This window comes from Desulfosporosinus youngiae DSM 17734, from assembly GCF_000244895.1.
Classification (GTDB): domain Bacteria; phylum Bacillota; class Desulfitobacteriia; order Desulfitobacteriales; family Desulfitobacteriaceae; genus Desulfosporosinus; species Desulfosporosinus youngiae.
Genome location: NZ_CM001441.1, coordinates 2,318,211 through 2,331,070 on the forward strand (window position 1 = coordinate 2,318,211; position 12,860 = coordinate 2,331,070).

11 protein-coding genes and 1 riboswitch are annotated in these 12,860 nt (G+C 44.0%); of the genes, 10 read left to right on the top strand and 1 reads right to left on the bottom strand.

What is annotated here, in order from left to right; genetic code table 11:
• Nucleotides 1-8 precede the first annotated feature (8 nt).
• The 5 genes from glgD to DESYODRAFT_RS10840 all read left to right on the top strand — a co-directional run bounded on the left by glgD (nucleotide 9) and on the right by DESYODRAFT_RS10840 (nucleotide 7,393).
• The gene (gene glgD, locus DESYODRAFT_RS10820) at nucleotides 9-1,133 is read left to right on the top strand and encodes a glucose-1-phosphate adenylyltransferase subunit GlgD (RefSeq protein WP_007782940.1); all 1,125 of its coding nucleotides are present in this window, start codon (nucleotides 9-11) and stop codon (nucleotides 1,131-1,133) included.
• Between the two features lie 13 nt (nucleotides 1,134-1,146).
• Complete coding sequence (gene glgA, locus DESYODRAFT_RS10825; protein WP_007782942.1) at nucleotides 1,147-2,586, top strand: glycogen synthase GlgA; 1,440 nt, start codon at nucleotides 1,147-1,149, stop codon at nucleotides 2,584-2,586.
• A gap of 43 nt (nucleotides 2,587-2,629) precedes the next feature.
• Nucleotides 2,630-6,166, top strand: a complete 3,537-nt coding sequence (locus DESYODRAFT_RS10830; protein WP_007782944.1) for a bifunctional glycogen debranching protein GlgX/4-alpha-glucanotransferase — start codon at nucleotides 2,630-2,632, stop codon at nucleotides 6,164-6,166.
• 173 nt (nucleotides 6,167-6,339) lie between these two features.
• Entirely contained in the window at nucleotides 6,340-6,639 is a 300-nt protein-coding gene (locus DESYODRAFT_RS10835) for a hypothetical protein (RefSeq protein ID WP_007782945.1), read from the top strand.
• A 181-nt stretch (nucleotides 6,640-6,820) separates the two neighbouring features.
• Complete coding sequence (locus DESYODRAFT_RS10840) at nucleotides 6,821-7,393, top strand: DUF502 domain-containing protein (RefSeq protein ID WP_007782946.1); 573 nt, start codon at nucleotides 6,821-6,823, stop codon at nucleotides 7,391-7,393.
• Nucleotides 7,394-7,533: 140 nt separating this feature from the next.
• Here DESYODRAFT_RS10840 and DESYODRAFT_RS27300 read toward each other — a convergent pair whose 3' ends face one another.
• On the bottom strand, nucleotides 7,534-7,707 hold the full coding sequence (locus DESYODRAFT_RS27300; protein WP_007782947.1) for a DUF1540 domain-containing protein: 174 nt from the start codon (nucleotides 7,705-7,707) through the stop codon (nucleotides 7,534-7,536).
• A 158-nt stretch (nucleotides 7,708-7,865) separates the two neighbouring features.
• Between DESYODRAFT_RS27300 and DESYODRAFT_RS10845 the strand changes: the two genes are divergently transcribed.
• The 5 genes from DESYODRAFT_RS10845 to DESYODRAFT_RS10865 all read left to right on the top strand — a co-directional run bounded on the left by DESYODRAFT_RS10845 (nucleotide 7,866) and on the right by DESYODRAFT_RS10865 (nucleotide 12,598).
• Nucleotides 7,866-8,297: a YkvA family protein gene (locus DESYODRAFT_RS10845; protein WP_007782949.1), complete on the top strand. Its 432-nt coding sequence runs from the start codon at nucleotides 7,866-7,868 to the stop codon at nucleotides 8,295-8,297.
• A 77-nt stretch (nucleotides 8,298-8,374) separates the two neighbouring features.
• Nucleotides 8,375-8,549, top strand: a riboswitch (cobalamin riboswitch).
• A gap of 101 nt (nucleotides 8,550-8,650) precedes the next feature.
• Nucleotides 8,651-9,403, top strand: coding sequence for a hypothetical protein (locus DESYODRAFT_RS10850; protein ID WP_007782950.1), 753 nt, complete (start codon nucleotides 8,651-8,653; stop codon nucleotides 9,401-9,403).
• 52 nt (nucleotides 9,404-9,455) lie between these two features.
• The gene (locus DESYODRAFT_RS10855; RefSeq protein ID WP_007782952.1) at nucleotides 9,456-9,971 is read left to right on the top strand and encodes an ECF transporter S component; all 516 of its coding nucleotides are present in this window, start codon (nucleotides 9,456-9,458) and stop codon (nucleotides 9,969-9,971) included.
• 18 nt (nucleotides 9,972-9,989) lie between these two features.
• Complete coding sequence (locus DESYODRAFT_RS10860) at nucleotides 9,990-11,795, top strand: ABC transporter ATP-binding protein (protein ID WP_007782954.1); 1,806 nt, start codon at nucleotides 9,990-9,992, stop codon at nucleotides 11,793-11,795.
• A complete protein-coding gene (locus DESYODRAFT_RS10865; RefSeq protein ID WP_007782955.1) occupies nucleotides 11,789-12,598 on the top strand; it encodes an energy-coupling factor transporter transmembrane component T family protein in 810 nt (269 codons plus the stop codon). Before DESYODRAFT_RS10860 ends, DESYODRAFT_RS10865 begins: the two co-directional genes overlap by 7 nt.
• Nucleotides 12,599-12,860 lie beyond the last annotated feature (262 nt).

Consider the following 12,860-nt stretch of genomic DNA (forward strand, 5'->3'; position numbering starts at 1 on the left):
GAAAATCGATGTCAAATGCGATAGGAATTATTTTTGCTAATAGCGAATCAGATAACTTGCAGGGGCTGGCTTTAGAAAGACCCATAGCTGCCGTTCCCTTCGGAGGCAGATATCGAATCCTCGATTTTGCGTTATCGAGCATGGTTAATTCCGGGATCAGGACCATTGGCATAGTGACCCCTCACCAATATCGGCCGCTGCTGGATCACTTGGGGGCCGGAAAAGATTGGTTTTTAGAACGGAAAGACGGTGGGTTATTTATTTTACCCGGAGTTATGCATGGCTTGGCAGGAAAGAATCATACCTTTTGTATTAAAGATTTGAAAAATAACCTGGAATATCTGGAAAAAGATTTTGTGGAAAACGTGGTCATCAGCAGCGGCGATCAAATATTCAATATTAATTTTAAAGATGCTCTGGAATTTCATAAGGACAAGCATGCCGATGTTACCTTAATATATAAAGTAATCACTGAAGCCGGGGCTGACTCAAATAGTGCGGCACTGCTTGAGCTTGACGAAAATCATAAAGTGTGTAATATCAAAGAAAATAGCCCTCTTCAAGAGGATGGGCTTGGACATTCCCGATTTGTGAATATTTTGCTAATCCGCCGGGAGCTTTTAATGAATATTATTGAAAACTATAGTTCCTATGGCTGTCTTGATTTAATCACAATTTTAGCCGCAAATCTTGAAGTTCTGAAGATTTACGGCAGTCCTACACGGTCGTTTGTGGGAACGATTCGCACCATAAAGGATTATTTTGATCGAACCATGGATTTGCTGGACTTAAACGTTCGTGAACAACTATGGTTGGGAGTTGATCGCACACATACAAAAGTGGTGGACAATCCGCCGACTAAATACACTTCCCGGGCCAAAATCAACAATTCCTTAATTGCCAGCGGATGCTCAATAGCGGGGGAGGTCATAAACTCCATTGTTTTTCGGGGAGTGAAAATTGAGGAAGGGTGCAGAATCCAAAATAGTATCATCATGCCGAAATGCTATATTCATGCCAATGCTCAGACCAACTATGCCATTCTCGACAAATCAGTCATAGTTCACGGAGAAAATGTCCTAAAAGGAAATCCGAATCAACCTTTAGTCGTTCTTAAAAAGGCTGTAATCTGAAAGGTGGGAAAGTATGAAACTGGTTTTTGTGACAGCTGAAGCAGATCCTTTTGCTAAAACCGGCGGGTTAGGGGAAGTTGCGGGTTCATTACCGGCCTTCCTGCATAAACAGGGTATTGATGTGCGCGTCATTATGCCCAAGTACAGCAGCATCTCTGAGGAATTTCAGAGAGAGTTTAAACATTTAGCCCATTTCGATGTCCAGGTTGCTTGGCGTAAACAATATTGCGGCTTAGATGAACTGGTTTACCAGGGGGTGCCTTATTATTTCATTGACAACGAGTACTATTTTACGCGCTCCCAGGTTTATGGAGAATACGACGACGCAGAGCGATTCGCGTTTTTCTCCCGAGCCGCGCTGGAGAGTTTAATACACATCCCGGGGTTTAAACCGGATATCCTGCATTGTCATGATTGGCATACGGCTTTAATTCCCCTTATGCTGAAGGAGTTTTATAGCCGGGAGCCGCTCTACTATCCCATAAAAACCGTCTTTACGATTCATAACTTGAAATATCAAGGGATTTTTGCCAGGGAAGTCCTGGGTGATATCTTGGGTCTGGGTATGGAATTTTTCCAGGAAAATGGCCTGGAATTTCACGGCGCGATCAATTTTATGAAGGGTGCTCTGCTCTATGCAGATCAGATTACGACGGTGAGTCCGACCTATGCTGAGGAAATTCAGCATCCTTTTTACGGGGAAAGCCTTGACGGCATGTTAAGAAAACGAAGGGAAGTTCTGACGGGAATTCTGAACGGTATAGACAATGAGATCTATGATCCTTTCAACGATCCTAATCTGGTTATGCCCTATCACGACATAGCTCTTGCTAAAGAAGAAAACAAAAAGCACCTGCAAAGGGTTTTGGGACTTCCGGTCAGAGGAGACACTGCCCTGCTGGGAATGGTAACCCGGCTCGTTGACCAAAAAGGTTTGGATCTTTTGGCGCATGTTCTCGAAGAAATTTTGGAACTGGATATCCAAATGGCAGTCCTTGGTACGGGAGACTATAAATATGAAGAAATGCTGAGATTTTTTGCTGCCAAATATCCGGAGAAACTCGCTGTACGGTTAGAGTTCTCAGATCAGCTGGCCCATCAAATTTATGCCGGAACCGACATGTTTCTCATGCCCTCACGTTTTGAACCCTGCGGTATTGCTCAAATGATCGCTATGCGCTATGGATCTGTTCCGATCGTTCGTGAAACCGGAGGATTGAAGGATACCGTGTTTGCCTATAACGATATTACCGGGACCGGAAATGGATTCAGCTTTATGAATTACAATGCCCATGAATTATTATTTACGGTACAGCGAGCCTTGAGAATCTACCAAGAAAACAAACCAATCTGGAATCAGATACGTCTCAGGGGCATGGAGTGTGATTTCAGCTGGAACCGATCTGCCGCTGCTTATATCGAAATTTATAAGTCCCTATTGCACATATCCTGAAAATTGGGTTAGGTTTGCATGAAAAGGGTATAGGAGAGTATGTATGAAATTTGAAGCGTATCATAATTCTCACGATGTGTTTTACCGTAACCCGTTTGGTGCCGTTAACTGCGGACAGCGAATCATTTTCCGCTTAAGCACTGTTTCTTCGGAGCCTATCGAAGCCTGCCTTCTTCGCTTATGGGAAACAGACCATGAAACAACGAGTCTTATGCAAAAAACTGTCGGGAAGAGGAGTTATGATTCTGCTTCCAAGAAGATGCCAGGTGAAGAATCCGGGCAGGATGAATCCTATGAGGTCGAATATCAAGTGCCCGGCATCCCGGGACTAATCTGGTATTACTTTATAATTAAGGCAGGATCTCAAACTTATTATTATGGGAATAATTCCCATAGACTGGGCGGTGAAGGCTGTCTCTGGGAACAAGAGCCGCCGGCCTATCAAATTACAGTTCATAAACCGACGGCAGTCCCTGAGTGGTATAAGCGAGGGGTAATCTATCAAGTTTTTGTCGATCGGTTTTTCAATCCTCTTCATAACAGGTTCAGCTGCTGCCCAAAGAAAAACGCTCTGCTGCATGCCAATTGGTCAGATCAGCCGGTCTATATTAAGGACGAGCAGGGCAGAGTAACTGATTGGGACTTTTTTGGCGGCACCCTGCAGGGGATTATGGAAAAGCTGCCCTACTTTCAAGAATTAGGGATCAGCATTCTTTACTTTAATCCTATTTTTGAAGCCGCCAGCAATCATAAATATGACACAGCCAATTATCTCAAAATCGATCCCATGTATGGAGATGATTTAGTCTTCGCAGACTTGATCAGCACAGCCAAACAATATGGAATTTCAATTATTCTCGATGGGGTGTTCAGCCATACAGGCAGTGACAGTATCTATTTCAACAAATATGGCAGCTATCCGGGAGCCGGAGCCTATCAATCCGCGGATTCCCCCTATTATACTTGGTACAAATTCAAAGGGAACCGCGAAGAGTATGAATCCTGGTGGGGGGTTGATGACCTGCCGGAAGTGAATGAAATGGACTCTTCCTACAGACAATTTATCTATGGTCCGGAAAACAGTGTTATTCAAAAGTGGCAAAGCCTGGGGGTCGCCGGGTGGAGGTTAGATGTCGCGGATGAACTTCCCGATGAATTTATTCAGGAGCTTCGGCAAAGGATTAAAAGCCTTAACCCTGATGCAGTGCTGATCGGGGAAGTGTGGGAAGATGCTTCAAACAAAATCAGCTATGATAAGCCCCGCCGGTATTTGCTGGGGGATGAACTGGATGGGACGATGAACTATCCTTTCCGGGACAGCTTCCTGCGTTTTATTCTCGGTCGGAGTGATGCCGGAGATCTTCATAATGAAGTGATGAGCTTGTTCGAGAATTATCCCCGGGAAAATTTCTATGCCGCCATGAATTTGATGGGCAGCCATGATACAATACGGATTTTGACCCTTTTAGGAGAGGCTCCGCCGGAACAGAGTCTGACAAAGTCACAGCAGAGGACTTTTCGGCTTTCAGCCGCCGCGCGGAAGTTAGCTGTACAGAGGCTGAAACTCTTAAGCTTAGTCCAAATGATCTTTCCCGGAGTCCCCAGTATATATTATGGAGATGAAGCAGGGGTAGAAGGTTATGCCGACCCTTACAACCGCGGGACTTATCCATGGGGCAGGGAAGATAAAGAAATCCTGGCCTGGTATCGACGATTAGTGCGCATGCATGCTGAATTTGAGGTGCTTCAAACCGGTGATTTTAGCTCACTGTCTTTGGAAGCAGATGTTTACGGTTTTAGGCGGGTTGGGGATGATGAAGAAATCTGTGTTCTTATTAATCGTCATGGAGAGGAAGCAAAAACGGTTGATCTTAAGGAAAGACTTAAACTCGAGTCCTCGTCGTTTGTTATTGACTTAATCAATGGCGAAAAGCTCTTTACAGAAACCCTTAGTGCTTTATCCGTCAATGCTTTAAGCGGAAGAGCACTTCTTATTAAAAAGAATCGGCCTCCCGCTTTGCAGCTTCAGCCTTCGTGCGGAGTTTTACTGCATATAAGTTCCTTGCCTTCTGCTTGGGGGCTGGGAGATTTAGGACAGGAAGCCTATGACTTTGTGGATTTTTTAGCAGAATCAGGGCATTCAATCTGGCAGGTTTTACCGCTCAATCCTGCGGGAGCAGGAGATTGTCCTTATCAAAGCGAGTCAGTGTTGGCAGGAAACCCGCTGTTTATCAGTCTTGATCATTTGATCTATGAGGGTCTCCTGGATCTGACGGAGACTCGGGCTAAATACGACCAGTTAATCAGGATTGGACTTAGGGAAAGTTTATTAAAGGAAGGGTTTAAAGAATTAAAGCGGGATTTGCTTTACGAGGCTTATCAATTGTTTGGGGAGCAGATTAAATCAGATAACCGATCATTTAAAGACTCTGACTACTTATCTCAGGAAAACTACGCGAAGTTTAAAAAGAAACATAAGAAGTGGCTTGAGGATTATGCCCTCTTTCGTGCCCTCAAAGATCACTTCGGTGATGCTCCTTGGTTTGCATGGGACACGGAGATTGCTTTGCGTAAGCCGGAGGCCTTAGCTAAGTATTCTTACCTGCTCCGTGAAGAGGTCGGTTTTGCAGAGTTTTTACAGTATACGTTCTTTTATCAGTGGGATAAGCTTAAAATTTACGCTATGAGTAAGGGAATTAAAATGATGGGGGATTTACCTCATTTTGTGGCTGCCGACAGCTGCGATGTTTGGGTTAACCGCAATTTGTTTAAACTTGATGAGCGGGGGAGAGCGGCTCAAATAGCAGGGGTGCCTCCCGACTATTTCAGTAAGACAGGACAATTATGGGGGAATCCGGTTTATAATTGGGATGCTCATGCAGCAACGGAGTATGCTTGGTGGAAAATGCGCCTGGAGTTCGGTCTGGAACAGTTTGAATACATTCGCCTGGACCATTTTCGTGGCTTTGAAGCCTTTTGGGCGGTGGATGCCAATGAAAAGACAGCAGAAAAGGGACGCTGGATTAAAGGACCAGGGAAACGTTTTTTTGAAAGTATCCTGGCCGCGTTTGGGAAATGTCCTTTTATTGTTGAAGACTTGGGAGTGATAACAACCGAGGTCAATACTTTAAAAGAGATGTTTGGCTTTCCGGGAATTAAGGTGCATCAATTTACGCCTCTAAAAGAAGTAGCAAAAACGGAGACTAATTTTGTTTACTATACGGGTACCCACGATAATAATACATTGTTAGGCTGGTACAAGAAGAAGGATTCATCCGGAGAAGACAGCCCGGACAGCACTTCTTTGCAGAATGGAAGGATCGATCAACAAGATATCTTGCTGCAAGCCTGCAGAGAGTCTATCGAGGAAGTCTATTTAAGCCAGGCGGTGTGGGTTATCTTGCCCATGCAGGATATTTTGGGGCTGGGTGAGGAAGCTCGTATGAATGTCCCGGGAACAATCCACGGTAATTGGAAGTGGCAGCTGGATAAGGATTATAACAGTGATGAACTCAAGGGCTGGCTCCGTACTTTGGCGGAAAAAGCCAAGAGATTAGAGGGAGGAAGCAGAAGAGGATAGGCTATTAAATAGGCGGGAGATTTGATTTCCTAAAATGTACTCACCTTAAAATTCCTGCTGAACTCAGCAGAATTCTCTGGCTTCTTAAAGTTGTAGAACTTTTTACTGTGCAGTATAATTAATTTTTACTTCTTTGGGTAAAATTAATAAAAACTCAAGGAGGGTAATTTTAAATGAAGATTATTAAAAACGACCTGAAAGAAACTAGGGAAAAACTCATTTATGAGCATTTGTTAAACCTTAATGAGAACAACGATACATTTGCAGTTGAATTGGATAATTTTGATGTAAGAATTCATTCAACGTCTGAAAATGACGACGCAATTATTTGTTTGAAAAAGGAGTTTTTTCACAGAAGTACGTGTGAGCCTGTAGGGCCTTATAGTCCTCTGATTATTTTTTACGACCTTAATGAAAGGTATCGATTAATATTCAATGCGGATGATACATTTACTATCAAGACATTGGATTAATAGTTATACCATTGACTTGTTATTGAAATTATGTGCTAAAAGGAATGCTGAGGCCGAAAAGAATTGTTCGAGAATTTGACATTGGGATTATTTCAGAGCATAATTATTATATTGGAATTTGCTGGAGATCTGATGCCGGCAAGGTTCTTTTCGAGTATGGGAAAAATGGAGAGAGGAAAATTTGAAACATTTTATCGGAATCTTTCTAAAGGGTCTGCTTGTCTTAGCTCCGATCGTACTTACCTTCTATATTCTCTATAAAATGTTCTCAGTCATGGATGGGTTATTTAAGGGAGTGCTGGAGAGTGCCGGATTATATTTTCCCGGACTTGGAGTGATCGTAACACTTGCTGCAATATTTCTGGTGGGTTTATTAGCCTCGAACTGGCTTACAAATCGGGTGTTAGATTACTTGGACAAAGTTCTGATTAAAGTTCCCCTGCTGGGCAATATCTATGGAATTATTAAAGACACTGTGAACTCCTTCTCAGCAAATAAAAAAGGCTTTTCCCGGTTAGTCATGGTTCATATGTCTAATGAACTTAAGCTTTTGGGATTCCTTACCAATGATGAAGAAAGCGCTTTTATTCCTAAAGACTATGTAGCGGTCTACTTAATGCAGTCAATGCAATGGGCCGGGAACCTGATTGTTGTACCCAAGGATCAAGTCCAGCTTCTCGAAGTCTCCTCCGAAGAAGCCTTGAAGTTTATCGCTTCGGCAGGACTTTTAAGCAAGAAAGCGGGTATAGACTAAAGCCGGGATGAACGATTTATTTTTCATGTATGAAAATTCGGTATTTATAGGATAATTGCGTTGAATCAAAGTTTAAAGGCTTGTCTGGATCAGACAAGCCTTTAAACTTCATTTACAGTTCGGGATAAGAACGATACTGTTTATTCTGGAAGGAAGGTTGCACAGTCTGTCATTTCGCTGGTACTTGCATTAGGAGACTGCACTTCGATTTTCTCAGCATGACAGTGATCTCCTGAACCGTAATAATGGCAAGTATTAACTAGACATTTGATCCCGCTGTTTGGCTGAGACATTTTAGTAACTTGCTTTGACATTCAGTATTCCTCCTTAAAGTAAATTCCTAGTCTAATATCTCCAAAAAGTATGTTTTTATGTGTGTGATTTAGAAACTTTCATAAAGGGCAAGCTGTTAAAGATTTAAGTTTAAGCGGACAAGCATTTCAGGCTATAGTTCTGGTAAAGGGGTGGAAGAATGGATTTAGATATCCTCAATAATAAACGCTTAAAACCTTATCAAGAGAAAGCCAAAGAGTATATGAACGATAAGAAAAAATCCTTAAATCTTCTCAATAATGCTTTGCGAAAGGCTGACGCCAAGCGAAGTTTGCTGGGCGAGGCATGGGAGAAATTTCAGCTTTTATTCGGAGTATTTAAAGACTGGATTAATGGCAGCTATACGGAAATGCCTGCCCGCTCGCTGCTTATGATTGTTCTGGGCATCATCTACTTTGTGTCCCCCATAGATGGGGTGTTCGATTATATTCCCTTTGCGGGGTTAGTCGATGACGCGGCAGTGGCCGGCTTTGTTATATCCCAAATAAGTGTTGATCTTGAACGATATAAGCTCTGGAAAGTCGAATCTGAAAAAGGATTGGATGAACAAGAAGTAGGAGCCCCGCCTTGAGATTCCCCTTCTTGTTCGCTGCAGTGCAAAAATTAAGCTTGTATTCTGCTTCTTCTTGTATTAAACTACGATTAATTCAATATTTATTAGTTACAGGTGCCCTTAGATAGGGTGAATAGGGAACTGGGTGAGAATCCCGGACGGACCCACCACTGTAAAGAGGAGACTTATGCATTGTCCACTGGGAAACTGGGAAGGCGCATAGTGTCGATGATTCTTAGTCAGGAGACCTGCCTGTGATGTTTGTGAGTCATGAACAAAGGTAAAGTTCATGGTCCATTTTCTGATTCTTTTGTGACAAGAAAATGGACTGTGGACTTTTTATTTTTGTTCATAGAAAGGGGGAGGAACGCTTGGGATATCTTGGTCGGGATGTTGAGGTTGTTTCCATAAATCAAGCACAATATCTGGTGGCTTCCTGTGATTCCTGCGGTGGGATTGGTATGAAAGAATTGGATGCCTATCAGATCTCTTGGTTTGTTACAGGAAAGCTGACCACACGAGTGGCCTTGCTGGAGGTTATTTCCACAGGTGCTGTGCCGCAAATGCTGACCGTAGCGATTTCTAATGAGCCGTACCCGACAGGAGATGAACTATTAAAAGGGGTGAATGATGAACTCAAATCTGCCGGATTAACAACGTTGCCTATGTCGATAAGCACAGAGAAAAACATACCCACGCAGCAAACCGGTCTTGGGATCAGTGTGATTGGTGTGGCCGAAAAAGATAAGCTGCGTATTGGAACGGCTCAGCCAGGTGACGACATTTATTGTTTAGGATTTCCTAAGGTGGGTTCTGAACTGGATAATCCGGAGGACCCGGAAATTGTACAAGTCAAAGCCGTGCAGGTTCTCTTAGGAATCTCAAGTATTCATGACATCCTTCCTATTGGGTCAAAAGGGATACGTGTGGAAGCGGACGGACTTGCCGCTGCTGTAAACAGTCGTTTGCGCCTTGATCCGGCTCGCGCTCTTGATTTGGATAAATCGGCAGGGCCGTCTTCATGCCTTATTTTTTCATCGCGATCCTTATCCTCCGGAGTCTTAGAGCAGGCCTTTTCGAGTTTTCCGGATTTGCCCCTGACGAGAATCGGTAAACTGTACTGAAATGGAGATTTAATTTTGTGCTTTGAACACTGCGAAAGGAATGACACTTTTTATGAATAATTTAGGAACTAAATATCAGGAATCAAAACTCTCTCCTTGGAATGTCAAACGGTTGTCGATTATAGCTATTTTTATTGCCCTAAGTGCTGTAGGAGCACTTATAAAGATCCCAAGTCCCGTTGGAACCATTGGTATGGACTCGGCACCTGGATTTTTCAGTGCCCTGGCCTTTGGCGGGCTAACGGGAGCCATCATCATAGCTTCCGGGCATTTGCTGACAGCAGCAGTTGCCGGATTTCCCATGACCATTCCGATTCATCTTTATGTTGCTGTACAAATGGCTTTGTGGGCTATAGTTTATCGCTGGGTGAATGAGAAACTCGGCTTGATTCCTGCTGTTATCGTCGGAATTATTCTTAATGGGGTTGTCTCATCCTTTGCCATGCTGCCGTTCATGGGCATGGGAGGGGTAATGGGACTGATGCCTTTTCTCATTGTCGGAGCAGCTCTAAACGTAATTATTTCTGCAGTAGCCTACAAAGCAATTAAGGGTAGCCGGCTCATTTAAGTGATGAGGTGAAAACCGTTGAAGACCTTGGAAACCATCAACGTCATAAAACGCTCTGAAAATGCCATCGAACTCCATAATATCTCCTACCGTTATCCCAACTCAGCGGAAGCAAGCTTAAAAAACATCAGCCTAACTGTGGAAAAGGGCAAGTTTATTCTCTTAATGGGGTCTACAGGAGCGGGGAAGACAACCTTGAGCTTATGCCTAAACGGCTTGATTCCACAGCTTCTGGAGGGGGAATTAACAGGACAGGTGAGCGTAGCTGAAAAGAATGTCGGGAAAACAGCGGTACAGTCCTTGTCCAAGGTTCTTGGGCTTGTCTTACAGGACCCGGAGGCCCAAATTATTGGCCGGACGGTTGAGGAGGATACTGCTTTTGGTCCCCGCAATTTCCTGGTTCCTTTCGACGAGATTAAACATAAGGTCAATCAGACCTTAGAGAAGGTTCGTCTCAAAGGGTACAATCAACGCTTAACGGAGGAACTCTCAGGAGGAGAAAAACAACGCTTGGCGATTGCGGGTGTCCTGGTGATGGAACCTGAAATCTTAGTGCTGGACGAACCGACTTCAGAGCTTGATCCGACCGGACGAGCAGAAATCTATGAAATGCTGGATGATTTGCGAAAGAAAAAGGACTTAACCATTCTGTTAGTCGAGCACTTCTGTGAAGAACTGATTCATAAGGCGGATGAGGTTGTTGTACTTAAGCAAGGGGAAATCGCCTGGAGGGGGCTTCCAACTGAACTTTTCCGCAATATTCCCCTCATGCATCAGTGGGGAATAAAACCGCTGCCGGTCAGTCAGATCGGATGGTATTTCTACGAAAAGGGCTGGATTGCCTTTGATGAAATCCCTTTAGATATCCCGTCTGCGGAAGACTTGATCAGAGCGCTGTTTCCCAAATATGGACAGGGACACCGGCCCGGGCCTGAGCCAAGACAAGGACAGGGTGAGGGATACCTTCTAAACCGGGAGCTGTCCCTGCCTGGGAAAGTAAGCTCAGTTAAAGTCAATGATCTGATTTACCACTACAACTCCGGACAGCCCGCCTTGCGGGGAATTAATCTGACGATTGAACCGGGTGAGTTCGTGGCTTTAATCGGCCAAAACGGTGCTGGAAAAACAACCTTAGCGAAGCATTTTAATGGACTTTTAAAACCAACCCAGGGAGAGGTTATTGTTGAAGGCATGAATACCTTACAGTATGATACGTCTGATTTGTCAAAAACCATCGGATTCGTTTTTCAAAATCCGGATCATCAAATATTCTCCGCTACGGTTGAGAAAGAATTAGAGTTCGGCCTTAAAAATGCGGGCTTCAAAGGCCAGGAAATCAAAGAACGAGTCGATCAGGTTCTTCGCTATACTGGGTTGGAAAGGTACCGGAGTGTTCACCCCTTTAGTTTGGGGAAAGGAGAACGGCAAATGATTGCCGTAGCCTCAATTCTTGTCCTAAAGCCTAAACTATTGATCATTGACGAACCGACCACCGGCTCAGACTGGGCAGGAGTCCGGTCGATGATGGCTTTGATTCGTAAACTCCACAGTGCAGGGACGACAATTATAATGATTAGCCATGATATGGACCTGGTTGCCCAATATGCTAAGAGGGTTATTGTCATAAACGATGGCAGGATTTTGTTAGACAGCACCCCTCAAGATGTTTTTGCTAAAGAACAAATTCTCCGTGACTCTGCCATTATTCCGCCGCAGCTCTGCAGGCTTTCCTCGCGATTGAAAGACATTTTAGGAAATGAAATTTTTGTCGAATCAAGGGATTTTACGGCGATGTTCGAAAGACTGGAGAAGATAGGATGTTAGAGTATTTGCCGGGGGATACCCTGATCCACCGCTTAGATGTACGCACTAAGATGCTGGGTTTCTTAGGGCTTATAATTAGTTCATTTCTTTTTCAAGATCCAAAGTATCAGCTCTTAATCCTTTTCTCTACAGGACTGCTGGCCTGCTGGATAAAAATTCCCCTGCAAAAGATCGGGAGAATGCTGCTTCCTTTGCTTCCTATCATCCTATCGATTATTCTAATCACAGGATTTACCTTTGCGCCTGAACGCTTTGATCGGACTTCCAGCCAGGCGATCCTCTTTTATGCTCTGCCGGGAGACCGATTAGGAGCAACCTTAGGGGGATTCCTGATGGGCACTACCTTTATCCTTCGTCTTTTGGGTATGATGATTGCTTCCTCGGTGTTGACGTTGACCACGTCTATGGATGATTTTACTGAATTTTTTCATAAAATGAGAGTTCCTGTTGAGGTTTCCATGATGCTGACGATGGCTATACGATTTATTCCGACCCTGGATAAAAAACGCCGGCTGATCTTAGAAGCACAAAAGGCGCGTGGTACTAAATTCAACGAAAAGGGGATCGCCGGTTCTATCCGATCCTACCTTACGATTATGATTCCTTTGTTTATCAATTCAATTATGATGGCTAATTCATTATCCATGGCAATGCTGAATCGGGGGTATGGCTTGACACGAACTTGGACATCTATGGGCGAAATTAAGTTTGCCTCGAGGGATTACCGGGCGATTACGTTCATAGTTTTGTTATTGATGCTGGCGGTTTTTGTCCGATTCGGACTGCATTTGGGAGTATTATAAGTTGGAAAATCCGGATTAGCTTTGCAAAAACGGCCGATGTCAATTCGGCCGTTTTTGTTAATAATCAGACTTTCATGCCGTTGTTACAGCACCATCAGATGGTGAAAACGGGAGTGCGCTTGGGTCGGGCAGTTTCGCCACATCCGTGCAAGATTAGTTAATTCGTGCGAAGACAGTGTCTTCGTACCGCAGCATTCCGAGGCTGGCCCACTCGCCGGTGCGGGACTTCGCCAAACCTCAGGGTAATACCTGATGTGAACCC